27 protein-coding genes are annotated in these 26,300 nt (G+C 68.3%); 15 read left to right on the forward strand and 12 right to left on the reverse strand.

The annotated features are described in order from the left end of the window. Positions 1–11: 11 nt before the first annotated feature. The 3 genes from QH195_RS09650 to QH195_RS09660 are packed head-to-tail and all read left to right on the forward strand — an operon-like array spanning position 12 to position 2,845. On the forward strand, positions 12–1,064 hold the full coding sequence (locus QH195_RS09650) for a FecCD family ABC transporter permease (RefSeq protein ID WP_280435098.1): 1,053 nt from the start codon (positions 12–14) through the stop codon (positions 1,062–1,064). Next, positions 1,064–1,834 carry an ABC transporter ATP-binding protein gene (locus QH195_RS09655; RefSeq protein ID WP_280424909.1) on the forward strand — a complete coding sequence of 257 codons (771 nt, stop codon included), beginning with the start codon at positions 1,064–1,066 and terminating at the stop codon, positions 1,832–1,834. The genes QH195_RS09650 and QH195_RS09655 overlap by 1 nt, the downstream gene beginning before the upstream one ends. After that, on the forward strand, positions 1,835–2,845 hold the full coding sequence (locus QH195_RS09660; RefSeq protein ID WP_280435099.1) for an ABC transporter substrate-binding protein: 1,011 nt from the start codon (positions 1,835–1,837) through the stop codon (positions 2,843–2,845). A 14-nt stretch (positions 2,846–2,859) separates the two neighbouring features. Here QH195_RS09660 and QH195_RS09665 read toward each other — a convergent pair whose 3' ends face one another. Continuing rightward, the gene (locus QH195_RS09665) at positions 2,860–3,588 is read right to left on the reverse strand and encodes a nuclear transport factor 2 family protein (protein ID WP_280424907.1); all 729 of its coding nucleotides are present in this window, start codon (positions 3,586–3,588) and stop codon (positions 2,860–2,862) included. A 113-nt stretch (positions 3,589–3,701) separates the two neighbouring features. On the opposite strand from QH195_RS09665, the gene QH195_RS09670 reads away from it, so the two are divergent. Next, on the forward strand, positions 3,702–4,319 hold the full coding sequence (locus tag QH195_RS09670; RefSeq protein WP_280424906.1) for a TetR/AcrR family transcriptional regulator: 618 nt from the start codon (positions 3,702–3,704) through the stop codon (positions 4,317–4,319). A 225-nt stretch (positions 4,320–4,544) separates the two neighbouring features. After that, the gene (locus tag QH195_RS09675) at positions 4,545–5,450 is read left to right on the forward strand and encodes a DUF5995 family protein (RefSeq protein WP_280435100.1); all 906 of its coding nucleotides are present in this window, start codon (positions 4,545–4,547) and stop codon (positions 5,448–5,450) included. Here QH195_RS09675 and QH195_RS09680 read toward each other — a convergent pair. The 4 genes from QH195_RS09680 to QH195_RS09695 all read right to left on the reverse strand — a co-directional run bounded on the left by QH195_RS09680 (position 5,447) and on the right by QH195_RS09695 (position 9,144). Then, complete coding sequence (locus tag QH195_RS09680) at positions 5,447–6,073, reverse strand: formylglycine-generating enzyme family protein (RefSeq protein ID WP_280435145.1); 627 nt, start codon at positions 6,071–6,073, stop codon at positions 5,447–5,449. The two genes, QH195_RS09675 and QH195_RS09680, sit on opposite strands and share 4 nt — an antisense overlap. 125 nt (positions 6,074–6,198) lie before the next feature. Further along, positions 6,199–7,104: an SDR family NAD(P)-dependent oxidoreductase gene (locus QH195_RS09685; RefSeq protein ID WP_280424904.1), complete on the reverse strand. Its 906-nt coding sequence runs from the start codon at positions 7,102–7,104 to the stop codon at positions 6,199–6,201. A 136-nt stretch (positions 7,105–7,240) separates the two neighbouring features. Continuing rightward, positions 7,241–7,876, reverse strand: coding sequence for an NAD(P)-dependent oxidoreductase (locus QH195_RS09690; protein ID WP_280435101.1), 636 nt, complete (start codon positions 7,874–7,876; stop codon positions 7,241–7,243). 38 nt (positions 7,877–7,914) lie between these two features. Further along, entirely contained in the window at positions 7,915–9,144 is a 1,230-nt protein-coding gene (locus QH195_RS09695) for an MFS transporter (RefSeq protein WP_280435102.1), read from the reverse strand. 441 nt (positions 9,145–9,585) lie between these two features. Here QH195_RS09695 and QH195_RS09700 point away from each other — a divergent pair, with 441 nt between their 5' ends. The 3 genes from QH195_RS09700 (at position 9,586) to QH195_RS09710 (ending at position 11,374) form a co-directional block, all read left to right on the forward strand. Next, entirely contained in the window at positions 9,586–10,044 is a 459-nt protein-coding gene (locus QH195_RS09700; protein ID WP_280424901.1) for a hypothetical protein, read from the forward strand. Beyond that, positions 10,025–10,357 carry a hypothetical protein gene (locus QH195_RS09705; RefSeq protein ID WP_280435103.1) on the forward strand — a complete coding sequence of 111 codons (333 nt, stop codon included), beginning with the start codon at positions 10,025–10,027 and terminating at the stop codon, positions 10,355–10,357. Before QH195_RS09700 ends, QH195_RS09705 begins: the two co-directional genes overlap by 20 nt. 147 nt (positions 10,358–10,504) lie before the next feature. Further along, positions 10,505–11,374, forward strand: a complete 870-nt coding sequence (locus QH195_RS09710; RefSeq protein ID WP_280435104.1) for a LysR family transcriptional regulator — start codon at positions 10,505–10,507, stop codon at positions 11,372–11,374. On the opposite strand, the gene QH195_RS09715 is transcribed toward QH195_RS09710, so the two are convergent. After that, the gene (locus tag QH195_RS09715) at positions 11,347–12,021 is read right to left on the reverse strand and encodes a class I SAM-dependent methyltransferase (RefSeq protein WP_280435105.1); all 675 of its coding nucleotides are present in this window, start codon (positions 12,019–12,021) and stop codon (positions 11,347–11,349) included. The two genes, QH195_RS09710 and QH195_RS09715, sit on opposite strands and share 28 nt — an antisense overlap. A 111-nt stretch (positions 12,022–12,132) precedes the next feature. Here QH195_RS09715 and QH195_RS09720 point away from each other — a divergent pair, with 111 nt between their 5' ends. Then, positions 12,133–12,381, forward strand: a complete 249-nt coding sequence (locus tag QH195_RS09720) for a hypothetical protein (RefSeq protein ID WP_280424897.1) — start codon at positions 12,133–12,135, stop codon at positions 12,379–12,381. A gap of 45 nt (positions 12,382–12,426) precedes the next feature. On the opposite strand, the gene QH195_RS09725 is transcribed toward QH195_RS09720, so the two are convergent. After that, complete coding sequence (locus QH195_RS09725; RefSeq protein WP_280424896.1) at positions 12,427–12,816, reverse strand: MarR family winged helix-turn-helix transcriptional regulator; 390 nt, start codon at positions 12,814–12,816, stop codon at positions 12,427–12,429. An 85-nt stretch (positions 12,817–12,901) separates the two neighbouring features. Between QH195_RS09725 and QH195_RS09730 the strand changes: the two genes are divergently transcribed. Beyond that, positions 12,902–14,347 carry an MFS transporter gene (locus tag QH195_RS09730; protein ID WP_280435106.1) on the forward strand — a complete coding sequence of 482 codons (1,446 nt, stop codon included), beginning with the start codon at positions 12,902–12,904 and terminating at the stop codon, positions 14,345–14,347. 101 nt (positions 14,348–14,448) lie between these two features. Here QH195_RS09730 and QH195_RS09735 read toward each other — a convergent pair whose 3' ends face one another. Then, the gene (locus QH195_RS09735; protein ID WP_280423245.1) at positions 14,449–15,357 is read right to left on the reverse strand and encodes a hydrogen peroxide-inducible genes activator; all 909 of its coding nucleotides are present in this window, start codon (positions 15,355–15,357) and stop codon (positions 14,449–14,451) included. Positions 15,358–15,477: 120 nt separating this feature from the next. On the opposite strand from QH195_RS09735, the gene QH195_RS09740 reads away from it, so the two are divergent. The 3 genes from QH195_RS09740 (at position 15,478) to QH195_RS09750 (ending at position 18,191) form a co-directional block, all read left to right on the forward strand. Then, positions 15,478–16,065 (forward strand): peroxiredoxin, encoded by a 588-nt coding sequence (locus QH195_RS09740; protein WP_280423244.1) that lies wholly within the window; start codon positions 15,478–15,480, stop codon positions 16,063–16,065. A gap of 16 nt (positions 16,066–16,081) precedes the next feature. Continuing rightward, on the forward strand, positions 16,082–16,621 hold the full coding sequence (locus QH195_RS09745) for a carboxymuconolactone decarboxylase family protein (RefSeq protein WP_280435107.1): 540 nt from the start codon (positions 16,082–16,084) through the stop codon (positions 16,619–16,621). A gap of 376 nt (positions 16,622–16,997) precedes the next feature. After that, the gene (locus QH195_RS09750; RefSeq protein ID WP_280435108.1) at positions 16,998–18,191 is read left to right on the forward strand and encodes an FAD-dependent oxidoreductase; all 1,194 of its coding nucleotides are present in this window, start codon (positions 16,998–17,000) and stop codon (positions 18,189–18,191) included. Positions 18,192–18,215: 24 nt separating this feature from the next. On the opposite strand, the gene QH195_RS09755 is transcribed toward QH195_RS09750, so the two are convergent. The 3 genes from QH195_RS09755 to QH195_RS09765 all read right to left on the reverse strand — a co-directional run bounded on the left by QH195_RS09755 (position 18,216) and on the right by QH195_RS09765 (position 23,296). After that, positions 18,216–19,421, reverse strand: coding sequence for a serine hydrolase domain-containing protein (locus tag QH195_RS09755; RefSeq protein ID WP_280435109.1), 1,206 nt, complete (start codon positions 19,419–19,421; stop codon positions 18,216–18,218). Positions 19,422–19,640: 219 nt separating this feature from the next. Further along, positions 19,641–21,971, reverse strand: a complete 2,331-nt coding sequence (locus QH195_RS09760; protein ID WP_280435110.1) for a M28 family peptidase — start codon at positions 21,969–21,971, stop codon at positions 19,641–19,643. 107 nt (positions 21,972–22,078) lie between these two features. Continuing rightward, positions 22,079–23,296 (reverse strand): SGNH/GDSL hydrolase family protein, encoded by a 1,218-nt coding sequence (locus tag QH195_RS09765; protein ID WP_280435111.1) that lies wholly within the window; start codon positions 23,294–23,296, stop codon positions 22,079–22,081. 132 nt (positions 23,297–23,428) lie between these two features. Here QH195_RS09765 and QH195_RS09770 point away from each other — a divergent pair, with 132 nt between their 5' ends. Together QH195_RS09770 and QH195_RS09775 are read left to right on the forward strand one after the other, a co-directional pair. Continuing rightward, positions 23,429–24,004 (forward strand): TetR/AcrR family transcriptional regulator, encoded by a 576-nt coding sequence (locus tag QH195_RS09770; RefSeq protein WP_280435112.1) that lies wholly within the window; start codon positions 23,429–23,431, stop codon positions 24,002–24,004. Positions 24,005–24,180: 176 nt separating this feature from the next. Then, positions 24,181–25,029, forward strand: a complete 849-nt coding sequence (locus tag QH195_RS09775; RefSeq protein ID WP_348536870.1) for an LLM class flavin-dependent oxidoreductase — start codon at positions 24,181–24,183, stop codon at positions 25,027–25,029. Positions 25,030–25,032: 3 nt separating this feature from the next. Here the strand turns inward: QH195_RS09775 and QH195_RS09780 are convergent, their stop codons facing one another. Then, on the reverse strand, positions 25,033–26,214 hold the full coding sequence (locus QH195_RS09780) for an MFS transporter (RefSeq protein WP_280435114.1): 1,182 nt from the start codon (positions 26,212–26,214) through the stop codon (positions 25,033–25,035). Positions 26,215–26,300 lie beyond the last annotated feature (86 nt).

Raw genomic sequence — 26,300 nt, forward strand, 5'->3', positions numbered from 1 at the left:
GTTCCGGTTCCATGAGCGCACCCGGGATCCGGCGGTTGCCCGTGGCTGCGCTGCTTGCCGGTCTCACCGCGGCGCTGGTGGTCGTGTCCGTTCTCGCGCTGATGCTCGGCGCGGTGCATATTCCGTGGCGGGCCACCGCCGGTTTCCTGTGGGCCGAACTCACCGGCGGTGTCGTCGTGGCGGCGGATATCGCCGAGTACCGGATCGTTGTCGACTCCCGGTTGCCGCGGGTCGTGCTGGCGGCAGCCGTCGGTGCGGGGCTCGGTGCCGTCGGGTTGCTGGTTCAGGCCATGGTGCGCAACGCCCTCGCCGATCCGTATGTGCTGGGGATTTCGTCGGGTGCGTCGGTGGGTGCCACTGCGGTCGTGCTTTTCGGCGCCTTCGGTGCGCTGGGGGTCTACGCCCTGTCGTCCGCTGCCTTCGCCGGGGCACTGGGCGCCACCGTTCTCGTCTACCTGATGGCCCGGTCGAGCAGCGGGCTGGTGCCGTTGCGGCTGGTGCTCACGGGTACCGCGGTCGGCTACGGATTCTCCGCGGTGACTACGGTGCTGGTGTTCATGGCACCGCACGGCGACGCCGCCCGCTCGGTGATGTTCTGGCTGCTCGGCAGCCTGGCCGGTGCGACCTGGCAGATGATCCCGCTGGTGGTCACCGTTGCCGTGGTGGGCCTGGCGATCATCGCGGCGTGCGCCCGGCAGCTGAATGCTCTGTCGATGGGTGACGAGGTCAGCGCCGGGCTCGGCTTGAACGCCTCCCGGTTCCGCCTGCTGCTCTTCGTGGTCTCCGCTGCGATGACGGGCTGTTTCGTCGCGGTCTGCGGGGCCATCGGGTTCGTCGGCCTGGTGGTGCCCCACGTCGCCCGGCTACTGGTCGGCGCCGACCACCGGCGGTTGATACTGGTGACCCCGCTGCTGGGCGCGGTGTTCCTGGTGACCGCCGACCTGGTGGCCCGTATTCTCCTGCCGCCGCAGGAGTTACCGCTGGGCGCCGTCACGGCCGCGGTGGGCGTGCCCGTGTTCGTTCTGCTGATGCGACGGCGCGGCGCACTGACCGGAGGCGGCTGATGCGTGTCGACTACGACAATGTCACCGTGGCGATCGGCGGCACGACGATCGTCGAGGGAGTGACCCTGGCCGCCGAAGCCGGGCAGTTCATCGGCATCGTGGGCCCGAACGGCAGCGGTAAGTCCACCCTGCTGCGTTGCCTGTACCGCGCCGTGTCCCCCAGCTCGGGGCGGGTTCTGGTGGACGGCACGGATATCGCGGCGATCGGTATGCGCGAGAATGCCCGTCGAGTGGCGGCGCTGACCCAGGACACCACCACACCGTTCGATTTCACCGCGGCCGAGGTCGTCGCCACGGGACGCTTACCGCACGGGGCACTGCTGCGCGGCACCCACCGGCGCGACGAGGAGATCTGCGCGGCGGCGATGACGACGGCCGATATCGCTCATCTCGCCGACCGCGGTTTCCTGTCGCTGTCGGGCGGTGAACGCCAGCGTGTACTGATCGCCCGGGCGCTGGCCCAGCAGCCGCGCGTGCTGGTGCTGGACGAACCGACCAATCATCTGGATGTCCACCACCAGTTCAGCGTCCTGTCCGCGGCGCGCGGTCTGGGTATCACGGTGGTCGCGGCCCTGCACGACTTGAATCTGGCTGCCCAGTACTGTGATCGGCTCTTCGTGCTGCACGCGGGCCGGGTCGTCTGCTCAGGCCCGCCGGGCGAGGTGATCACCGCGGAGGTGATCGCCCGCTGGTTCTCGATCGGCGGCCATATCGTCACCCATCCCCGGCTCGGTGTTCCGCAGATCATTTTCGACGAGAAGGACTGTTAGATGAGGTCTCCCCGATTGTTCGTGGCACTGGCCGTCACGGCCGCGGTCGTTTCCACCGCATGCGGCGCCGAGGTGCAGCAGCCCGCCGAGGCTTCCACCGGAGCGGCGGTGAACGTCACCAACTGCGGGGCGCCGCTGACCGTCGACGGAGTCCCCGAGCGGGTCGTCACCAACGACACCGGTATCACCGAGATGATGTTCGCGCTCGGGCTGGCCGACCGGTTGGTGGGCTACACCAGTTATCGCGGTAAGGAACGCGATATCGCGTCCTCACCGTGGCAGGCCGATTTCGACCGTACGACGATGCTCGGTGACGCGTTCACCCGCGAGGTCGTCCAAGCGGCCGATCCCGATTTCGTCTTCGCCGGGTGGAACTACGGATTCAAGGAGTCCACCGGCCTCACCCCGGAGTGGGTGCGTTCGATCGGGGCGGTGCCGTACCAGTTGACCGAGGCGTGCCGGCAACCCGGAACGGACCGCCGCGGCGTGATGGAACCGCTGGACGCGCTCTATGCGGATCTGGCCAACCTCGGGGATATCTTCGGTGTGCGGGCGAAGGCCGACCAGCTCATCGCACAGTATCGGGACCAGGTCGCAAAGGCCGCAGGCAGTGCCCCGGCCGGGCGGGAACCGGCCCGGGTGTTCCTGTTCGACAGTGCAACTCCCGAACCGTTCACCTCGGGCCGGACCGCGGCGCCGTCGCAGATCATCCGTGCGGCGGGGGGCAGCAATATCTTCGATGATCTGAACGATTCCTGGATCAGCGCGTCGTGGGAGGCGGCGGCGCAACGGGATCCGCAGGTGATTCTGATCGTGGACTACGGTGCGGGACCGGAGAACTCGGTGCAGGCCAAGATCGAGCAACTCCGCACCCACCCGCTGATGGCGGGTACCACGGCTGTCCGGGAGGACAATATTCTCGCGCTGCCCTACGCCGCGCTGGTGGAAGGGCCGCGTAATCCGCAAACCGTGGTCACCGTGGCGGATTTCCTCCGATCGAAGGGTTACTAGCGAAACAGCGCACGCTACAACCGGAACCGCTGCAGCAGCGCCGGGATCTTGGACGCCGACATCAGCGCCTTGAACTGCCAGCTGTCGTCGCGCGGGAGGATGCCGCCGCGTTGGGTGACGTCGAAGGCGTCGTAGAGGGTTTCGCCCTCTTCCATCAGCCCGTCGGCGTTGAAGTGGTAGCGGTCGACCGCGGGGCACTGGATGAAACGGCCGGTGCCGTACAGCACCGGGGCACTGCCGTCGTAGGGGTAGAGCCGCAGCGGCCCGTCCCAGTGGCCGCTGCCGATATAGCGGATGACGATCCGGACCTTCTCGTCGGGCATGACATCGAGATAGACCTGGTCGGGCAGTGGGTCGTAGCGCCAGTCCGGGATGGCGTCGAAGAAGGCGAAGTTGTACTTCACGAATTCGTCGATACCGACGATGGTGCGGCCGAAGGTGGTGACGTCGGTGTAGCGGATATCCGGCGCGTACAGCTCGTGGTTGAGGCTCATATCCCGGGCCAGGAAGCTCCACCAGTACTTCTTCGCCCACTCCATAAGCCAGGACAGATCGAGACCGAGTTTGCCGTAGTACTCGAGCTTCCGGTCGAACCGGTCGAACCATTCCTCGGTGGTGGCCTGCAGCTCGGGTTCGGGGATCACGCGGATCGGCACAGCGCGGTTGCCGTCCAGGAACTCGGGGGCGGGCCGGGCGAGGCGGGGGCGGCGCAGCGCCTGCTGGAACTTTTCCTCACTGAACACAGCGGCAACCTTTCGGCGGGCGCGGGCCGGCCGCTCCCGGGATCAACTTGAATCGTATGATTCATGTTGAATCACCTGATGTCAATGGACCCGGTCGATGCGAGGATGAACCGATGAGCGCACCGAAACTGTGGCGCGGCCGGACCCTGGACGACAGATCCGCGGAGCGCCGCGAACAATTGGTGGACGTCGGTTTCGATCTGCTGGGTACCGACGGGCCGGCGGCGGTCACCATGCGGGCCGTGACCCGCCGCGCCAACCTGAGCCCCCGCTACTTCTACGAAAGCTTCGCCGACCGCACAGCGCTGCTCACCGCCGTCTACGACCGCCTGGAAACCGAGCTCTCGACCCGGCTCGGTGCGGCCGGCACGGGTGCGGATACGCCCACCACCGTCCGTTCGGCGCTCGAGATCTGCGCCGCCTATTTCGAAGAGGATCCGCGCCGGGCCCGGGTGCTGCTCCGCGAACCACTCACCGACGACACGCTGCGCCGGTACAGCGCGGACCGGCTCCCGGTCTTCCTCCGCACCGTGCTCCCCACCCTGGGCACCGACGTGAACGCCCTCCTGCCCGACAGTGAAGAAACCCTCATCATCAACGCGACCGCACTCAGCGGCGCTTTGGTCGCTCTGTATGTGGACTGGATCGACGGCCGGCTGCCGGTACCACGCGACCGCTTGGTGGACGCGGCCACCGATATCGTGCTCGCCCTCGCACGAACCACGACCTAGCGGCGGCACCGGGGTGCCCCGGACCGAATCGCCTGCCGGACTCGCCGAACCACGCCGTCGCCGGTCGGCGGTGGCGGGCTGTTCCTGCGTGGCGAGCAGTGTTTCGCCCGGAGTCCGCGGTTAGTCTGTAGCCGCACCGGACCGGCATTCCGGCCGGTCCGCTGAATCCGTCCCACCGCAGTCGTGCACGTCCCCATTGTTTTCCGTCGAGGAAGGTGGTCGGCCATGCCCGGCGTACGGAGATATCCCGGCATCACCGCATCGGTGCTCGTATTTGCAGTGATCGGCCTGATCTTCGTGCCGCGCGCCGAGGCCGTCGTCGCCGACAGTGCCTGTGGCGCACCGCTGGCACCCGCCGCCGTCGCCGAGATCGTCACCCTCTCCGATACTTCCGAGTTGCTCGACGAGCAGACCGGGCCGGCCCTGGCCCGGCTCGAACGTGCGGTGGAACAGCATCGGCGCATCACCGAGATCCTGGTGGCGTATCGGGACCGGCGGGGCTTGCTGCCACTGGGACTCGACGCCGTGGAGCAGGCGGCCGTTATGCCGTTGCAGCACAACCCCGGCGCGTTCGACGACCCGGAATGGGCGCATCGCGTCAGCCTCGAGCTGCTGGCGCGCTTCCTGCGCAACCTGCACGCCGAGTTCACCGGCGCCCCGGCCGATCCGCAGTGGGCCCACTATTTCGCGCTCGCCCGGCAGTGCGAACTGTCCGCCGCACGGGTCGCGATGGCGGGCTACAACGCCCATCTCAGCGTCGACCTCGCCTATTCCGTCGCCGCGACGCAGGCGACACCGGCCCAGGCCCGCGACCATTTCACCATCGTCGACGCGATAGCCCGCCACGGGTTCCTCATCGTCGATCTCACAAAAGCCGTCTACGGCGCCGATCTCGGCCCGCTGTGGCGGTTCTATTTCGTGGGTGATGGACTCGACGCCGTCCTCGGCGCGGGTGTGGCCACCGGTCCCCTGCTGCGGCTGGCCGATGCGGGCGCCAATGTGGTGATCTTCGGTAACGGCCTGGCCCTCCAGGATCCGGCCGCCGCACCGGCGGCTCGGGCGGAGATCGATATCCTGTGGCGCAGTGCCGACGCCGCCTTCGAACTACTCGCCGCCCGCGGCGCGCTCTAGACCGAGCGGGCGACCCGGAACCCGACATCGTCGAGGCGCAGTGTCGGATGGCTGCGCCGCCGCACCGAGGCCCGGCAACTCCAGTGTTCGTCGAACCAGCCGCCACCGCGCAGCACCCGGTATTCGCCGTACACGGCGGGATCGTAGAAATCCCAGCACCATTCCCACACATTGCCGAGCATGTCGTACAGCCCCCACGCATTGGGCTGTTTCCGGCCGGCGGGCTGCGCGGTGCCGCCGGAATTGCCGCGGTACCAGGCGATATCGTCGAGTTCGCCGTAGCGGGGTCCCGTGGTCCCGGCCCGGCAGGCGTACTCCCATTCGGCCTCGGTGGGCAGGCGATACCCGTCGGCGGAGTCCACCACTTCCGTGTTCTCCCCGGTCCGGCTGTACACCGGGGTCAGTCCTTCCCGCTCGGACAAGCGGTTACAGAATCGCACCGCGTCATCCCAGGACACGCTGTCGACCGGCAGTCCGTCGCCGGCGTCGTCCCCGGCGATCGCCGCGTACTGCGCCCGGGTCACCGGCAGGGCCGCGATACGGAACGCCGCGACCTCCACCGGCCAGCGCCGTTCCGTCCGGCGATCCGACAGCTCTACGCGGCCGGGCCGGATATCCACCAGCGCAATCCCGATATCCACGGGTCGTGTCTATCAGCAGGGGCACTCGGCCGGCACAGCAGCCCGAGGTGGCGGCCGGAACCGTACCGCGGTCCCCTGACCGGACCGCCGGGTCGACGTGAACTCCTTCAAGCCGGTAGCCCCACCAGTTCGGCGCTGTCGCTCCAGAGTTTCCGCGCGGCTTCCGCGGTGCACGCCGCCGACGGGTCCGGCCAGGTGAGCTGCCCGCCGCGCAGCGCCGCGTAGATCCGCCCGGCCGGCGGCCGGGTGGTCCCCGCGGCCAGATCCGCCAAGGTGTTCGCGGCGTCCGGCCGGGTGTTGAGGGTGCGATCGAACCGGCGGGCCGGCCGGCTCAGCATCGGTGACCCCATCAGCGACCACGCCGCCCGCAGATGCAACGGCAGTTCTCTGGCGAGCCCGGTACCGAAGACCTGCCCCGGGCAGTAGGCGATCGCGGTGATCTTTCTGCCCGGCCCCGATGGCTGCTCCGACAAGGCCCGCGCGGTGAGCACGGCGCACAGCTTCGACGCGGTGTAGGCGTGTTCACCGGCCTTTCGTGGCCGGTGGTCCAGTTCCGGATCGCGGTCGGGGTGGGCCAGCAGTGCCGCGTCGGCGTGCCGGGGCGGCACGAGGCCGGCGCCGGTGGCGGGATCATGGGTACCACTGGTCGTCAGAATCACCGTCGCCCCCTCGGTGAGCGAGGGCAGCAGCAGGCGCAGGAGCAGATAGTGCGCGAGGTGATTGACCGCGAAGGTGGTCTCGAATCCGTCGGCTGTCCGGCTGCCGGTATCGGCGCGCACCAGGCCGGCGTTCAGGATCAGCGCGTCGATCGATGTCGCGGCCAGTTCGTCGCGGACAGCGGCGGCGAACGCCCGCACCGATTCCAGGTCGGTCAGTTCCAGTGGAAGCGATCCGCCGAACTCCCGCACCCGCCGCGCGCCCAGGAGCAGCCGGGTATCGCCCGAACACCGGAGGCGACCGGCCGCAATGGCCCCGAATCCGGACGTACCGCCGGTCATCACCATCGTCGACATCAGTGCCCCTCGACATCCGCCGGATCGTGCTCCCAGAATAGGGCGTATCCCCCGGCGCCGCTTCCGGTTGCGCGAATGGGCAATCGCGGCCGGATTCGGCACCGCGGCCGGATTAGCGCCGCCGGGCGGGCCATGATCAGTAGGCGGCGGTGAACCGCATACCGCGATGCGCGCAGCGTTCGGCCTCGTCGAGCAGTACCACCGCGAGGTCGGCGTAGGACAGCGCCGATCGCCCGTGCCGATCGACCACCAAGGTGTCCCGGCCCAGCCGATAGCGTCCGGTGCGGGTTCCGGTGTGCAATTGCGCCGGCGGGCTCAGATAGGTCCAGTCGCTGCGGGCGGCCCGGCACACCGCGAGCTGATCGGCGCAGGCACGGGCGATAGGGCGCAGGGACTCGGGGAATCCCGGTTCGTCCATCACCGTCACCCCGTCGGTGCCGGGTACGGTCAGCGTGGCCGCGCCGCCGACGATCAGCAATCGCGTCCCGGTGCGCGCGGTGGCGGCCGTGAGATTGCCTGCGGTGGTGATCAACTCGTTTTCCCGTCCGGCGGCCGGCCGGGTCGCGCTGATCACGAGATCCTGGCCGACGGTGAGATCGGCGACGTCCTCGGGGTCCGCGGCATCGCCGATCCGGACCTCGGCGGCACGCGGTATCTCATGCGCCCGATCGGGACTGCGGAGCACCGCGGTGACCCGGTGGCCGCGGTCCAGAGCTTCGGCGACCGTCCGGCTGCCGGCCTGTCCGGCCGCGCCGAAAATGGTGATACGCATACGTTTCCTTCTCCGAATACCGGTTGCGCGAACTGTGGTCACTGTGCTCGAGTGGACCGGCCGAGCAACCGGTCGGCGGCCCACAGCAATACCGTGGCTGTCGCCAGCGCGCCCCCCGCCACGCCCACGCCGATCCACCCGGCCCGGTCCCACGCGACGGCGGTGAGCGCCGATCCGGCTGCCCCGCCGAGGAAGAAGGCCGTCATGAATGCCGAGTTCAACCGGTTGCGGAGTTCGGGGGCGAGCGCGTACAGCACGTTCTGGTTGCTGTTGAGCAGCGACTGCTGACCCACGGTGAGCACTATCGCGCCGGCGATCAGTGCCGGAAGTGAACTTCCACCGGCACCGAGCACGATCCAGGCCACCACCAGCAAGACCGCGCCCGCACCCGCAACCCGGTGCACCTGTCCACGGTCGGCCAGGCGGCCGGCGACGGGGGTCGCGACGGTGCCCGCGATCCCGACCAGCCCGAACAACCCGATCGTGGCCTCGGACCACTGATAGCCGGGGCCTGCCAGCAGGAAGGTCACACCGGTCCAGAACAGCGTGAACGACGCCATCGACAGGGCGCCGAGCCCGGCCCGCCGCCGCAGTACGGAATTCGTCCGGAGCAGCCCCGCCGTGGACCGTAGCAGCGCCGGATACGACATCCCCACCGGTGCATGCACCGCGGGCAGCGACCGCCACAGCGCGACGGCCACCGCCGCCAGGGCGGCCGCGCCGAACCAGTACACGGTGCGCCAGCCACCGACCTCGCTCAACAGCCCCGCGACGGTCCGGGCCAGCAAACTGCCGATCAGCAAACCGCTCATCACGGTGCCGACCACCCGGCCACGCCGTTCGGGCGTGGTCAGCGCAACGGCGAAGGTCACCAGCACCTGCGCCGCGACCGAGGTGAACGCCGCAAGCGCGGTCGCGGCCAGCAGCACCACCCCGTTTCCGGCGACACCGCAGACCAGCAGGAACAACGCTGTGGCGCCGAAGAGTGTCACCGCCAGACGCCGCCGTTCGAAGAGATCGGCCAGCGGCAGCAGCAGGAACAGACCCAGTGCGTAACCGGCTTGGGCGGCGGTGACGATCAGCGCGGCGGTACCGGTACTCAGCCCGAAGTCGCCACGGATCGCGTCCAGCAATGGTTGTGCGAAATAGTTGCCGGCCACGATCAGGCCGGTCGCCACCGACATCAGCATCAGCAGTCCGCGGGACAGGCCGCGGGCTTCGGCCGGGTCGGCTCCGAGAGGCGGCCGGGCCGCTGTCGTCATGCTCATGACCTCAACCTTGCGACCGCGCGATCAATGAGTCCAACACATGTTTGTCAACGCAACAATCGTGTTTCACGATAGTTCGATGGCACTGCAGCAGATGCGGTCCGTCATCGCGGTGGCGGAGACGCCCGGCTCTGCCGGAACCGGCTGCCGCGCCGGCGGTCCGGTCGGAGATCGATGTCCTGTGGCACCGTTCCCGCTATTGGCACAGACCATGTTTGGATTTCAGAATCGACATGAGTAGCGTCGCACGGTTCGGCAGCAGTGGATTGCCGATCCATCGACCGGGATTTGGAAATGTCACCACGGCGCGGGAGCGAGAACAGTTGGGCGGGGGAATGGAAGGAAGCGGCTCAACGCATAGGCAATGCCGGCACGAACGCGGCAGCACATGTGGAGAAACACACACGGGCAGCGGGGTCCCACGTAGCGCGAGCGGCCGAATTGGACAAGACAGACGAAGCCCTGTCCAGGAAGTTCGGTAAAAGAACCGAGAACGACGGCGCCGTCAACAGCAATCTGTCGGTGACCCAGGCCCGGGGAGTCGGCAACAACAATCCCGCGAAGACGCCGCGGCACGCCATCAGGTCGGTCATTCACGACGACAACCTACTCATCAAGGCGGCGGACAAAGTCGGCAAACAGGGCGTTCTCCAGCGAGAAATGGACCACCTGCAGGAGCAACTGGTGCGCGGAAACTTCATGGCCGGTCTCGGCGGAAAGACACTGACCGGCAACGGTAACTCGACGACCGATGTCAGCTACGCTCGCGGCAAGAACGGCGCCCGCCTGTTCTACCGGACGATAAACCAAGAAATTGTCATCGTTGCGAAATGTTCCAAAGCCGACGAGGACAAAGTTATCAAAAGATTGAGGGATCTCTATGGCAACCAAACCGCCTGACCATATTGTGCGGGACACCTTTACCGCACATTTCCTCTTGGGCGCGGAAGACGATCCGGAAACGATCGACAACATCGACGTGATGATCACACTGAACGATGGATCCCGGCGCTCGGCGACAATCCTCACCCTCGATCGGATCTGGGCGATCATGCAGCGGTGGCAGGAATCCGGTGAGTACGCGAGCGGCACCTACTTCACCTGCCCCGACCTGGTGATCGTCCGGAAGGCCGGGATTCCGGCGATCATGGAGGTACTGGACTACGTGGTCGCGAACGACCCCGACAGCCTGGTGCCGATCCCGGAAGACTGAGCGCCGCACCGGAATCGAGCCCTTACGTGCAGGCGGGTAGACCGATCCGTACGCCGCCGTCCCGCCCATGAACTCTACCTGCGACCGCGCGATCAATGAGTTCAGCACATGTTTGTCAGCGCAATAATCATGCCTCACGATAGTTCGATGGAACTGCAGCAGATGCGGTACGTCATCGCGGTGGCGGAGACGAAGAATTTCACCCGGGCCGCCCGGCAATGCCTGGTGGTGCAGTCGGCGCTGAGTCACCAGATCGCACGCCTCGAAAGAGAACTGGGCGCGAAACTGTTCGAACGCACGAGCCGACGCGTCGAACTCACCCCGGCCGGGGCGGCGTTCCTGCCGGCGGCCAGGCAGGCCCTGGAAGCGGCCGAGCGGGCGCGCGCCGAGGTCACCGCGGCGGCCGGTGAGATCCGCGGCCGCCTCGCCATCGGCGCGATCCCCAGCGTCGGCGCGATCGATCTGCTGGGGACGCTGCGTGATTTCCGCACCCGCCATCCCCGGGTCCAGATCAGCTTGCAGGTGGGGATGAGCGACCATCTGGTGGACGATGTCCGCCAGGGTCGACTGGATATCGCCTTCCTCGGCCTGCCGGAGGGCACCGAACCGAGTGGCGTCACGGCACGTGAGCTCGCCCGCGGCGAGCTGGTCGCCGTGGTCTCCCCCGACCATCCGCTGGCCGGGGAACACGAGGTGGGCGCGGAGCGGTTGAGCGCGGAACTGTTCGTCGATTTTCCCGCCGGTTCGGCCGGGCGTGCGCAGGCCGATCGGGCCTTCACCGCCGCCGGGGTGCACCGGGAAGTGGCGTTCGAAGTGGTCGCGGTGGACTATTTCGTCGAATTGATCCGGCGCAACCTGTGCATCGGTCTGCTACCCGAAGCCATTGTGGCGGCGTTTCCGGATCTGCGGACCGTCGCTGTGCGAAATCCGCCGCGGCGGGTCGAGTACGTGGTGTGGGGTCCGCGTAAACCCGGCCCGGCCGCCGCGGCCTACCTCGCGGCGCTCGAAACGCCATAGATCTGCGGCCGTGAAGGTCCGCGCTGGTGCGAGAGTACGGCTACGAGGAAATCCGATTCGTCCGTGAACGGGCGCAGATCCCATGTGGAGAGCAGCAGATCTTCGCGGAAGCCCTGCTCGGCGGCGTCCGCGCGGAACTGCGCGAATTCGTAATCGCGCCCGGCACCGAAGCCGACGACGAGGCGGCCGTCCGCCGCCAGATGCCGTGCGAATCCGGCGAGTACGGCGGTACGGGTGGCGGGCGCGAGGAACGTCACCACATTGCCCGCGCAGACGATGACATCGAAATCGGCGGGCACCCCGCAGGCCGGGAGGTCGAGTTCGGCGAGGTCACCGACGAGCCAGGTCGGGCCGGGATAATCGGTTTCGGCGGCGGCGATCAGCACCGGGTCCACATCGACGCCCACCACCGCATGCCCGGAATTGTGCAGGAACCCGCCCAGCCGGCCGGGTCCGCAGCCCGCGTCGAGCACCCGGCCCCGGCGGCCGAGCATCGCATCGATCAGCCGAGCCTCCCCGAAGATGTCCTGGCCCTCGGCCGCGAGGTCGCGGAATCGCTGCACATACCACTGCGAATGCTGCGGGTCGGCGGCGACGAGCTCCTCCCATTTGCTCGGAACGCGCCCTTCAGGGGTGTGGGCGTTCATCGGTTTCCTCCTCGGTTCGGACTCGGCGTCACCACACGGTACGGCCCGCGCCGCACCCGGCCGCATCGTGGCCGGAGCTCGGCACCACCGCCTGTGATAGGTATGGGCGGCATGACTTCTCCGAATCCAGAAGGGCTGCCGGCGTGCGAGCTGTGCGGTGGCCGGCAGCTCGGCAATCTGTCCGTGGTGAGCCAGTACCACGTCGGTATCCACCCCGCCGGGCGCCAGTTGTGGGGCAAACCGCTGTCCCGGCTCTCGGCCGTCACCTGCCTGAGCTGTGGTCACACCAAGCTGTTCGCGACCGATCTGGGCAAGATCCGCGCCGAGGCCACGAAACATCCCGAGGCCTTCCGCTGGTAGCGGCGGTAACCGGGCCACAGTGTCCGGCGCGAGGCCTGCACCCGTTCAGCTCAGATGCTTGCGCAACACTTCCAGATGCGTCGGTTTGGCATCGTCGAGTCGTGCCCGGCCCGTCGCGGTCAGCTTCAGGAAGTTGGCGCGCCGGTCGAAATCACAGGCCGCACGCTCCACCAGTCCCGCCTTCTCCAGCCGCGTCACGGTACGGGAGAGGGCGCTCTGGCTGAGGTACATCTCGGTTTCGATGTCCTTCATCTTGACCTTTTCGGTCTGCTCCGCACCGCAGCGTCCGCCGAGGACCTGCAGGAGTTCGAACTCGCTGAGCCCGAGCTGATGCCGTGCCTGCAACGCGTTCTCCAGCTCGCAGGACGTGCCGTGGTAGAGGCGGAGCGTATCGGACCACTTCGCGCAGACATCTTTGTCGGTGTCGTGGTACATGGCCCGAGATTATCATGTCAAGTCATTTTATGCCCATGCATTACATGCGTTGACATTTAATGTACGTGCATCTAAGTTTGCCGTCGTGACCCTGACTGCAACCTCGCCGCAGAACCTCACCCCGGCAGAGATAACCCCCGCGTCCACCCTCGGCCGCTGGAGCCCGAAGTTGTGGGCGATCCTGTTCGTCGCCGGCCTCGCCATGTTCCTGGACGCCCTCGACGTCTCCATGGTCGGCGTCGCGCTCCCCTCCATCGGCCAGGAGCTGGGCCTCGACACCTCCGCACTGCAGTGGATCGTGAACGGCTACATCCTCGGCTACGGCGGCCTGCTGCTCCTCGGCGGTCGCGCCGCCGATCTCCTCGGCCGCCGGCAGGTTTTCCTGACCGCCCTGGTCGTCTTCGGTATCGCCTCCCTGGTGGGCGGACTCGTGGACGAGGGCTGGCTGCTGATCGCCACCCGGATCGCCAAGGGTGTCGCCGCCGCGCTCACCGCCCCGGCCGCACTCTCGATCATCACCACCACATTCAAGGAAGGTCCCGACCGCAACCGCGCACTCTCGATCTTCGCGATCTTCGGCGCCACCGGATACGCCTCCGGGCTCATCGTGTCCGGTCTGCTCACCGGTATCGACTGGCGGCTCACCTTCTACCTGCCCGTCGTCGTGGTCGCCGGGGTCGTGCTCGCCGCCTACCTCGTGGTGCCGCGCAATACCGAAAAGGAAGAGGGCCGTATCGATTTCGCCGGCGCCGCACTGCTCACCGGTGGCACGCTCGCCGCGATCTACACCATCGTCACAGCCCCGGAGACAGGTTTCACCGCCACCGTCATCGCGACCACCGTCCTGGCGGTCGGCCTGCTCGGCAGCTTCTTCGTGGTCGAGAACCGGGTGAGCCACCCGCTGGTGCGCCTGAGCATCTTCAAGGTGAAGTCGATCGTGCGCGCGAACCTGGCCGCGCTGGCCATCTTCGGCTCCTACCTCAGCTTCCAGACCATCGTCTCGCTGTACCTGCAGAACACGCTGCACTGGGAGCCGCTGCAGATGGCGCTCGCCATGGCGCCGACCGGCATCATCGTGGCCGTCCTCTCACCCCTCGCGGGCAAACTCATCGACCGCTTCGGCACCACCCCGATGATCCTCGCCGCCCTCACCTCCTTCGTGGCCGGCTACGCATGGTTCCTGACCCGCGGCGGAAACCCCGCCCCGGTCTACGCCGTCGACTACCTGCCCGCATTCCTGCTGCTGGGACTCGGTTTCGCCCTGGGCTTCTCGGCCGTGATGGTGCAGGCCACCGAAGGTATCGCCGACCACGAACAGGGCTTGGCCTCCGGCCTGGTGCAGACCTCGTTCCAGATCGGCGGAGCGGTGGTGCTGGCCGTTGCGACCGGCCTGATCAGCGGCGCGACCGCCGACGGCATCGCCGGGTACCGGCCGGGGCTGTACCTGGTCACCGCGGTCGCGGTGGTCGGCCTGGCGGCTTCGTCCGCGGCGCTGCTGAACCGTAGACCGGTGGTCGCCGCAATCGCGTAAGTGAGGCGTCGCCACCATCTGTGATCCGTTCGCCGCCGGATCACGCCCGGCCCGCAACCCCACCCCGGGTTGCGGGCCTGGCCGCAGGCGGACCGCCGACCCTAGATCGGTTGTTGCGTGCGGATGACCTCTGCGAGATAGGCGTAATCGTCGGCGCGAGCCGTGGATGCGCGGTACACCAAACCCAGCGTGCGCCCGGGCGCGGGCGCGGCGAACCGCACGATATCCAAGGCACCGCGACCCGTTTCGGCCGCCACCGCCATTTCCGGGATCAGGGTCACCCCGAGCCCGCCGGCCACGCACTGGACCACCGTCGACAGCGATGCCGCCCGGGTGTCGCCCACCGCGCCCGGGCGGACCTCCGCGGAACGGCACAGTTCCAAAGTCTGGGCACGCAGGCAGTGCCCCTCGTCGAGGAGCAGGATGGGTAGCGTATCCAGCGCCGCCGGTACGAGATCGGTGCGGCCCGCCAGCTCGTGCCCCGCCGGCACGACCAGTACGAAGTCCTCCGTGTACAGCGGTATCTCCACCACACCGGGGACCTCGGCGGGAAGGGCGAGTACCGCGACGTCCAGACTGCCGGCACGCAGCTCGTCGAGGAGACGGGCGGTTCTGTCCTCGACGATCCGCGGAGTGAGCGCGGGCAGGCGGCGGCGCAGGGTCGGCAGCAGTGCGGGCAGCAGATACGGTGCGACCGTCGGGATGATGCCCATGCGCAGGACACCGCCGAGCGTATCGCCGTTCGCCGCGGACAGGAATCGGCCGGCCGCGTCCAGTGTTGCGATTGCCTGCGGGAGCAGTCGCCGACCGGCCTCGGTCACCAGAACCCGCCGGGTGCTGCGTTCGATCAGCTGTAGTCCGAGGCCGTTTTCCAGTGCGGCCAGCGCCTGGGAAAGCGTGGGTTGGCTCACATCCAGACTCGTGGCCGCCGTTCCGAAATGGCGGTGTTCGGCGACGGCGACGAACGCACGCAGCTGCGAGAGGGTCGGCTGATAAGACTGATCGGACATCCCTATCAGTGTAGTGCGACCTATCACTTTTACCTTTTGCGGGCTGATTGGCAAGATCGACAGCGAACGCTCACCCCGCCGGCCGAGCGCCGGCCACTCGATACGACAAGGAGTTCGACCATGCCCCTGTTGACCATCGGCGACCAGTTCCCCGCCTACGACCTCACCGCGGTGATCGGCGGTGACCTGTCGAAGGTCAACGCCCAGCAGCCCGACGACTACTTCACCCGGATCACCAGTGCCGACCACGCCGGCAAGTGGCGGATCATCTTCTTCTGGCCGAAGGATTTCACCTTCGTCTGCCCCACCGAGATCGCCGCCTTCGGCAAGCTGAACGACGAGTTCGCCGATCGCGACGCCCAGGTGCTCGGCGCCTCGGTGGACAACGAGTTCGTGCACTTCCAGTGGCGGGCTCAGCACGAGGACCTGAAGACCCTGCCGTTCCCGATGCTGTCGGATCTCAAGCGTGAACTGGCAACGGCCACCGGCGTTCTCAACGCCGACGGTGTCGCCGACCGCGCCACCTTCATCGTGGACCCGAACAACGAGATCCAGTTCGTTTCGGTGACCGCCGGTTCCGTGGGCCGCAATGTCGACGAGGTACTGCGGGTACTGGACGCGCTGCAGTCCGACGAGCTGTGCGCATGCAACTGGAAGAAGGGCGATCCGACCATCGACGCCGGCGAACTGCTGGCGGCGAGCGTCTGAGAGACGAGGTAACTCAGTGAGCATCGACAATCTGAAGAACTCGCTTCCCGAGTACGCCAAGGATCTGAAACTCAACCTCTCCTCGCTGTCGCGCAGCACCGTGCTCAACGAGCAGCAGCTGTGGGGCACCCTGCTGGCCACCGCCGCGGCCACCCGGTCCGCCACCACCCTGCGCGAGATCGCGGAGGAAGCGGCCGACGTCCTGTCCGCCGAGGCGTACAACGCCGCCCTGGGCGCCGCGTCGATCATGGGTATGAACAATGTGTTCTACCGCGGCAGGGCCTTCCTCGACGGTAAGTACGACGATCTGCGGGCCGGCCTGCGGATGCAGATCATCGGCACGCCGGGTGTGGACAAGGCCGATTTCGAACTCTGGTCGTTCGCGGTGTCGTCGATCAACGGCTGCCAGCACTGCCTGGAAGCCCACGAGCACACCTTGCGGGAGGCCGGCGCCTCGCGCGAGGTGATCTTCGAAGCCCTGCGCGCGGCGGCTATCGTGGCCGGTGTGGGGCAGGCCGTGCAGACGAACGAGGTGCTGGCCGGCGCCGCCGTCTGATCTGCCGCCGTAGCGGCGTTTTCTTCGAGAGCCTGTGGGGGGGGGGGGGGGGGGGGGGCCCCCCCCCGGGGGGGGGGCGGGGCGCCGCGTTGTCTCCGCCCGCGGGTGGGGGTTTTTCTTCCCCCGCGGGGGGGCCCGCGTTTGGGGCGCCCCCACAGCTTGTTTCGTGAGAATTGCAAAGCCCACTCGACCGGCTACGCCCGAAGGTGGGGTAGCTCCCGTGCCCCGTCACAGAGGCGCGTCCGTATCTTCAGCGCACCAAGGGAGCCCCCCAACTCGGTTCGTCAACCATGGGTTGACGCAATTAGAACGTCAACCTATGGTTGACGACAGCTGGTGTGGTCCACACCGGCGACGAACCGACACGGGAGTGGTAGTGGCAACCATCGAAACGCCGGATACGGAGCGGAAACGGGTGCTTGTCGTGGGCGCCGGTATCGCCGGACTCGCCACCGCACTACGGCTGTACCGGCAGGGCTGGGATGTCGTGGTGGTCGAGCGCGCGCCGGCCCGGCGCAGCAGCGGCTACCTGGTGAACCTGCACGGTCCCGGATACGACGCGGCCGAACGGCTCGGGCTGGTGCCGGCCCTGGAACCGCGTGATATCGGGTTCTTCACCTCGATCCTGGTCCACGCCGACGGACGGGAGAAGTTCCGGCTACCGGCCGCCGTCGCCGAAGCCGCCGTCGGAACCCGGGCGCTCAGCATCTTCCGCGGCGACCTGGAATCGGCGCTGTACGACGCGGTGGCCGGCCATGTCGAGATCCGGTTCGGCACCACCGTACGCGCGGTGACCCAGAACGCCGAGGAGGTCGACGCCACTCTCGCCGACGGCACGCATATCCGGGTCGAACTGCTCGTCGGCGCCGACGGAGTGCACTCCGGGATCCGTGAACGGGTCTTCGGACCCGAGTCCGAATACCTGGTGGTCCTGGGCCATATGGTGGGCGCGTTCCCGCTCGACACGGTCCCCGAACACGTACCGGAGGGCGCCGGAACCACGTTCATCGGCCCCGGCCGCACCTCCGCGGTGATGAATCTCGGCCCGCGGCGCTCCTCGACGTTCTTCACCTACCGCTGCGCCGATACCCGGGCCGAACTCGCGCTGGGCCCGGCCGCCGCGCTCACCGGCTCGTTCGGGGATCTCGGCGGTGGGGTGGCCGACGCCCTGCATCAGCTCGAATCCGATCCGGCCGGCGCCTATTTCGATTCCGTCGGCCAGGTGGTGATGGACCGCTGGAGCGACGGCCGTATCGTCCTGCTGGGTGATGCCGCCTGGTGTGTCACCGTTTTCGCCGGCTACGGCGCGGCCCTGGCCCTCGACGGCGCCGACCGTCTCGGCGCCGCCCTCGACGACCACGGTGCAGATATCCCCGGCGCATTGGCCGCCTGGGAGTCGTCACTGCGCCCGGAAGTGAACAAACGGCAAGCCTTGGCGCGCAAAGGGATCAGCAGGTTCGCTCCCCCGACGCGGGCCCACGTCCGGGCCGGTGAGCTCATGCTCCGCGCGATCGGGCTACCGGGTATCCGCACTCTGGTCCAGCGGTCGATCCAGCGCGCGAACAACTAGCGCCGGCACCCTCCCCGTGCCCGGCTACCCCGCCGGGCACATAGCGGCACGGTAGAACGCCGCGAGCGCGTCGTCGCTCGGGTGCGGCTGCGGTCGGCCGGTGGCGTCCGGCCGGTTCGCACGCACCAGGTTCACCGCGACCGACATCTGGCGCTGCCCGTCGGCCGAATGCAGCGACATCATCGAGGCCCCGAAAACCGAACCGTCGTGGCCCCAGAAGGTGTCGCAGCCCGGCAATTGCACCTTGTGCAAACCCAGCCCGTACTCGATCGGCTGCCCGTCCAGCGCTGTCACCGGCACCGTCTGCCGCATCTGCTCCAGCGTCGCCGGGCCGACGAACGCACCGGTGAACAGCTTGCGGTAGAAGGTGTTCACATCGGCCATGGTCGAGACCAGACCGGCGCCCGGGCCGAGCCAGGAGTTGTCGTAGGTGCTGTAGTCCCGCGGCGGATCGATGACGCCGTACAGCGCCTCGTACATCCGCGAGTGCGGTTCCGCGAGTTCCGGCCGGTCCGGAAAGTAGGTGTGCTCGAGCCCCGCCCGCGCGATCACCTGTTCGGTGACGTACTGCTCGAAAGGCGTACCGGTCGTATGCCGCACCAGTTCGCCCAGGATGCGGTAGTTGGTGTTGGAATACACACCCGGTAGCGTGCCCGGCTCACCGGCAGGCGCGTTCACGCCCAAGGCGATCAACTCCGCCGGCTCGAACTTCCGGAAACGATTGTCGTCCAGGCTCTGCGCCGATATCTCGCCGCCGGTGAACATCCCCGCGACCGACGGAAACGCGTACGGCAGGTAGTCGGGCAGACCGCTGGTGTGGTTGACCAGCATCCGCACCGTGATCTTCCGGCCCCGCTCACCCGGCACCAGATCCGGCAGATAGTCGCCGATCGGTGCGTCGAGATCGATCCGGCCCCGCTCGACCTGCTGCATGACCGCGACCGCGGTAAAGGTTTTGGTGACGCTGCCGATGCGATGCCGCATATCCGGCGTGACCGGACGGCCGGAGCTCAGGTCGGCGATCCCGGAGGCGTGACTCCACACCTGGTCGCCCGCGCGTACCTCCGCGAAAACTCCCGGTATCCCGGCACGCTCGATTGCCGCCAGCGCGGCGCGCAGGTGCTCGGTGTCCAACACGTCCGCGGGCTCGGGGGTGCCGGCGGATCCCAGTGTGCAGGCGCTGATACTCAGCGCGGCGGTCAGCAGGATGGCCATGGATCGGATCTTCACGTCGTCGGTCCTCTCGAATCAGCATCGAAGGCCCTAACCTTCGCGCCGACCAGGGCGGTCGCGCGTCGGCCGGGAAGCTTCTCCGAGCACGCCGACAGTCGTAGGAGAACGGTGGATCGGCTACGCCGGCCGTCGTACACGGCGATCACGTTCCGCCACGGCGACCGGCCGCCGCCGGTACCGGTGTCCGGCCGGACCCGATCGGGCAGCGCCGCCAGGTCACATCCGATACGTGCGCACCACCACCATCACATCGCCGTCCGGGCGGATCGAGGCGATCGTGTCCGCCGGCCGTCGCCGGAAACCGGGTGCGCCGGTGAGACCGTGGCTTTCGTCCGACGCCGTGACGCCGACCTCGTCCGCGCCTGGCGTCCGCACCGTGAGGTCGACCCCTTCCGGTGGCAGATCACGGAAGCGGATCTCGCCCGGCAGGTTGTTCGGCCGGGTGCCCGTGACCGGGACGGTCACCGACGCGGCGCCGGGAGCCTTCGCGGTGACGAGATCGATCGGCCGGTCGAAGCGCAGGATCAGCGACGAAGCCGCGCGTGGGGAGGTCACGTGCATCGTCACGGTATCGCCGTCGCGGTGGCGTAGTTCGACCCGCGGCGCTTCCGCATCGATCGGGTCCGCCGGCCCTGTCCACAGCGACTCGCGGGTGTAGCCGATCGGGAGACCGGAAGTATCGCGACCCTTGACGTACTGACCGGTCCAATCGGTGGGATGCAGTTCCGCGCTCACCCAGGACGCCCGCCCGGTTTCGGCGTCGAGGACGTAGGCGAGATGGCTGCGCTGTGGATGTGCCGGATCGGCGGTATCGACGACGAGACCCGCGCCCACCGAGGCGATTCCCAGCGCTGCCACAGTCGCGGGCACTGCCCAGAGCCTGGTCCGGGGAACTGCCCACAGCTTTCCCTCGAACGCCTCGGGTTCGGGTAGCAGCAACTCCACCGCGGGCAGCAGCATGAGACCGAGAAGCGCGAGACACGCTGCGCCGGCTCCGGCGTAGCCCATCCCGACCGCGTCGAAGACGCCACGCGCGAGAACCGGCAGGAACACGGCCGAGATCGAGAACCCGGCCACCAGCGCCACCACCGGCCAACCGGCCCAGCGCACCGGGATCATCGCCAGCAACAGACCGGCCGCGGCGAACCCCGCGGGCAGCGTGAACAGGAATGCTGCGCCCGGCGCCACCGCCGCGCACAGCAATCCGAGAACAGCCGGCCAGGCCAGCGCACCGATCGCGAGTGCGGCCGGCCCCAGCCGCACCCGCAGCAGTAGATACCAGACGAGCAGCGCGGTACCGGCCAGCGCCGCGAGCGCGGCCTCGTAGAACTCCGGCCGGTACAGCAGCCCGTTCATCATGTGGTAGCCCGGCCGCAGCGCCACCAGCAGCCACCACAACGCCTGCCCCAGCCCGATCACCGCTCCCAGCGGCAGCACCACCGAAACCGCCGCCAGCACCATTCGCGGCGTACTGGCCAGCTCACGGCGCCGCGCCGGCACGGCCAGCCCGGCCACGAGCGCCGCGGCCAGTACCGCCAGCGGCCAGACCAGCGCGTTCGGGTAGTGGATGGAGAGCGGTCCGATCCGGAAGTAGGTGGCGTCGCGGTCGGTGCGCAGCTCCGGCAGATCGGCGGCGCCGAGGGCCCGGGTGAGTGCCAGCATGTTGTCGCCGTGGTGTTGCAGACTGCGTGGGTCCAGGTTGGCCAGCGAATCGCCGGCGGTGTGGTAATACGCGGGCTGTTCGATATAGGCGAAGTTCAGCCCGTCGAAGCCGGCCTTCCTGAACTCGGTGAAGTCGGTGTCGTTCGGCAGTTTCCGATAGATCTCGACCATCGACGAGTCGCCCCGCGGGTCGGGCACCGTATCGGCGAACAGTGCCGACAGTTCCGCGTTTCCCCTGGACGTTTCGAACATCAGCGAGGGCCCGCTCACCCCGCGCGCTTCCCAGTTGAGCACCACCCCGCCCGCGCGACCCAGTGGATGCTCGCGGACGAATGCCTCGGCCCCCAGCAGCCCGTCCTCCTCGCCGTCGGTGAACAACAGCACCAGGTTGTTCCGCACCCCGCCCTGCGCACCGACCAGCCGTCCCACCTCCAGCATGGCCGCGACCGCGGCCCCGTCGTCGGATGCCCCGGGGCCGGTGGCGGCGGAGTCGAAATGCGCGGCGACCACCACGGTCCCCGTCGGGTTCCGGCCCGGGAGGGTCGCGATCACATTGTCCACCCGGCCGAAGGTCACCAGGCCCGGCGCCGTCCCCGACCCGACCGCGTGCTGGATTTCCACCTCGAACCCGGCGGCCCGCATCTGATCGGCGATATAGTCCTCGGCCCGGTCACTGGCCGGGCTGCCCAGCGGGCGCGGTTCGGTCGCGAAACGTTCCAGGTGCGTGAGTCCCCGCTCCGCACTGAACTGTCCGGGCGCCCCCGCGGGCACCAGCTCCCGGTCGTTTCCTTCCGCCCGGACCGCCAGGACCGCCACACCCGCGAGCACCAGCAGCACCACCGCACCCAGCACCCGGTGGGGCGTGTCGATCAGTTTTCGGATCACGATCAGACGTTAGAGGATTCCGCTGGACGGCCAGGTGGTCGTATCGCATTTCGCGGACCCGCCCACCTCCGCCCCGGTCGGCCCGGGCGCTTGTGGCAGCGCCGTTCTCATCCCCTCGCCGCGACGACCGGGCGGTGGACGCTGTCCGTCCGATTGCCGAATACACCGCCGGCCGTGAACACTCGCTCGGCGAACCGTTCGCCGATCAGCTGGTGTGTCGCGGCGTCCGGGTGGAGCCGGTCCGGTAGCGGATGTTCGCGGTAGTCGGTTTCGCCGTACAGTTCGCGCCCGTCGAGGTAGAACAGATTCGGATCCCGCGCCGCCCGCTGATCGACGATGCGGGACAACTCGTCACGGATGCTGCGCAGCGTCAGCTTTCCCGTGCCCTGTTCGGCGGGGTCGCCGGTGGCGATGAATCGCATTTCTCCCGCGTGCAGCGCTTCGGGATCGAAGGCGCCCGGCCCTGGTGTGCTCTCGTGGATTTCGCAGTAGATGGGCGAGATCACCAGGAGCGGGGTCGTCGGGTGACCCTCGCGGATGGTGCTGAGGAAACCGTGTACGGCCGGTCCGAAGGCGCGCATCCGCATCGCGTCGGCGTTGACGAGGTTGATGCCGATCTCGAGGCCGATCAGGTCGGCCCGGGTATCGCGAATCACCCGGGCGGCGAACGGGTCGAGCATGGCACTGCCGCTCAATCCCAGATTGATCAGCTCGGCATCCCCGGCGGCAGCCGCCAGGGCGGGCCACGTGGTGGACGGGCTACCGGCATTGGACCCTTGACTGATCGAACTGCCGTATTGCACCCACACCCGGCGGTCGTCGTCCCGCACCGGGTCGACGGCGGCATCGGTGCGCAGCGCGGCGAGTTCGGTGATCTCGTTGTGCGGCAACCAGATTTCGACGTTCTTCGACCCGGCGGGAAGATCGGTGAAACGCACGGTACCCACCGGCCCCGATTGCCGGGTGGTACTCCCGGTGGCCATATCGATGGTCACGGTATCGCCGCCCGGGGCATGGGTCTGGGCGGCCAACCGGCCATCGATACGCAGGTCGTAGACGCCGGGCGGGCGGGCCGGCGCTCCCGCGTACCTCAGCCTGGTGGGGACGGTTTCGAGTTCGATCGTCGTGGCAGCGGTACGGAAGACCAGCCGGACCCCGGAGGGCTGGGTCTCCGCCATCGCCAACTGCCCGTCGCCGCCTTGTTCACGCGCCCAGGCCGGTAGGCGATGCGGCAGGATGCCGCGTCCGGTGTGCTCGAGTTCGAGGGCACCGCGGACGATATCCGCGGTGAGCGCGGTGGTTGTCCACTCGGCGTCGCAGTGCATGGGTTTCACCTGTGCATCGGTTCTGGGCGGTTGCGCCGACCGGCCCGGCAACGGGCACTCGGCTCGGATCACAGGCCATAGTAGGCTTCCTATACAGCATAGGCAAATTCCTAATGCTGTATGGTTACCGGTATGGCTCGGACAGGACTGACCCCGGAGCGGCTGACCCAGGCGGGTGCGGAACTGGCGGACGAAGTGGGTTTCGACCAGGTCACCGTCTCCGAGGTCGCCCGGCGCTTCGGCGTCAAGGCCGCCAGCGTGTACTCCCATCTGCGGAGTTCCCAGGACCTCAGAACGCGGATCGCACTGCTCGCCCTGGAAGAAATGGCCGACCGGGCCGCCGACGCTCTCGCCGGCCGCGCGGGACGCGACGCACTGACCGCTTTCGCGAACGTCTACCGCGATTACGCCGCGCAACACCCTGGACGCTATGCCGCCGCCCGCATGCGTCTACCCACGGACACCGCGGCGGCGAGCGCGGGCATCCGGCATTCGAACATGATGCGCGCCATCCTGCGCGGTTACGACCTCGACGAACCGGAACAGACACACGCGGTTCGGCTACTGGGCAGCGTCTTCCACGGTTACGCCGCCCTGGAACTCGGTGGCGGCTTCGACCACAGCGAACCCTCCGCCGAGGAAAGCTGGTCGCGCATCCTCGAGGTTCTCGATTCCACACTGACCAACTGGCCGGCCCGGCAGCAATAGGCCCGGTCCCTGCCCGGCGGTAACCCGGTTGCAGACCGCAGAGCTCCCGGCCTACAGTTTGCGCAATCCGTTCGGCGCTCTCCGGAAGTACAGCCGCAGAATGAGAGCCCGCGCCCAGGATTTCGGGCGATGGAGTGGGCGGCTTGTTTGCCCACCCATTTTCCTGGAGGAAACCGATGGATATCGGACTCGGATTGCCCATTGCCGATCCCGCAGTGCTGCTCGATTGGGCCCGCCGCGCCGATGCCGGCCCCTTCTCGACACTCGGCCTGCTCGACCGGCTCGTCTACAACAATCCCGAACCCCTGGTCGCACTGGCCGCCCTGGCCGGTGCCACCAGCCGGGTGCGGGTACAGACCGAGGTTCTGCTGACCCCGTTGCGGGATACCGCGCTGCTGGCCAAACAGGTCGCGACCGTGGACCGGATGTCCGGGGGCAGGCTGGTGCTCGGCCTCGGAGTCGGCGGACGCGCCGACGACCATCTCGCGGCGGGAGTCGAACTCCGCACTCGCGGCCGCCGCATGAACGAACAGCTCGCCCGGCTGCGCAGCCTGTGGTCCGGCGAACCGTTCGGCCCCGGCTGTGGTCCGATCGGCCCGCCCCCGGTCCGGCCCGGCGGACCGCCGATCCTCTTCGGCGGTTTCCGGCCGGCCGCTCTCGAGCGCGTGGCCCGCTGGGGCGACGGGTACCTTTCCGCCGCCCCGCCGCAATGGTGCGGGGACCTCTTCGATTCGGTCCGCACATCGTGGCGCGAACACGGCCGCACCGGCGAACCCCGGATCGTCGCCCAGATCAACGTAGTCCTCGGCCCGCAGTCGCTGGTCGACGAAACGCGCGCTGCCCTCGGCACCTACTACGAGTTCACCGGCTATGCCGAGAACATGGTGGCGGGCCTGCGGACCACTCCTGGCGAGATTCGCACGGCAATAAGGCAATTCACCGACCTCGGAGCCGACGAGGTGATGTTGTACTGCTACGGCACCGACCCCGGCCAGGTCGACCGGATCGCCGACCTCATCGCCTGACCGTCACCGGGCCGGACTCACCATCGTCGCCAGCGCGGCCACGGCCGCCACACCCGCCGACCCCCAGAGCAGTACGGACAACCCCGCACCGTCGAGGATCACACCTCCCGCGAACGACCCCAGCGCGATACTGCCGGTGAAGGCTCCGACGTACAGCCCCGAAACGGCTTCCCGCCGGTCCGGCGCGGCCTGCACCGCCCAGAGCTGACTGCACACCGACACGCCACCGTAGGAGAGTCCCCACAGCACGAGCACCGCGGCGGCGCCGAACGGGGTGGTTCCCAGCAGGAGCAGAGCCGGTAGCGCGGCGGCGATACCGATCGCCAGGACGAGCAGTGTCGACCGGACCCGGCGCGTGGCCGCCGCGCCCGCCGCGAAGTTCGCGACGATTCCGCAGATCCCGTAGAGCAGGAGCAGCAGCGAGATATCGATACCGTGGACGCCCGACAACTCTTCCAGCGCCGGCCGTACATAGGTGTAGGCCGCGAAATGCGCGGTGACCAGAAGAGTTACCGCCACCAGGCCCCGGCGCACCGCCGGAATCGCAAGCAGGGAACCGGCGTTCGTGCTGCCCGCTTCCTCGAGTTGCGCGGGTAGTGCGGGCAGCAGCGCCGCGAGTCCCACGGCAAGCCCGACGGCCGCCAGCGCGAGCGCCCCGAAGGCACTGCGCCATCCCGCGATATCGCCGAGCACGGTCCCGAGTGGCACGCCGAGTACGGACGCCACCGCGACACCGCTCACCACCATCGATACCGCGAGCCCCGCCCGGCGAGCGCTCACCAGCCGGGTGACCAGCGCGACCGCCAGCGCCCATACGGTGGCCATGGCAAGGCCGACCACAATCCGGCCGACGGCGAGTACCGCGAACCCCTGGGCGACCGCGGTGATCAGATTGCCGGCGGCGAGCAGCAGCGCGGCCGCCACCAGAACGCGCCGGCGGTCGAGGCCACCGATCCCCCGCGCGACGAAGGGCGCGGCCAGCGCGGCCACGACGCCGGTGACGGCCAGGCTGAAACCTGCCGTGCCCGCGGAGATGCCCAGGCCTTCGGACATCGGGGTGAGAATTCCCACGGGCAGCATCTCCGCCGTGACGACCAGAAATGTGGACAGGGCAAGGACGGCGATCGACGACCAGCGTTCGGCGGGTTCGGCCGCGGGCTCCCGCGATTCACTCACAATGGACATGAATCCAGTCAAGGATGCGCGGTATCGCGGAACAACAGTGATCAGTTCATTGTTCGATCAGCTGAACTGATCGATCGCGGTGACCG

The organism is Nocardia carnea (assembly GCF_029868855.1).
In the GTDB taxonomy this organism is placed as follows: domain Bacteria; phylum Actinomycetota; class Actinomycetes; order Mycobacteriales; family Mycobacteriaceae; genus Nocardia; species Nocardia carnea_A.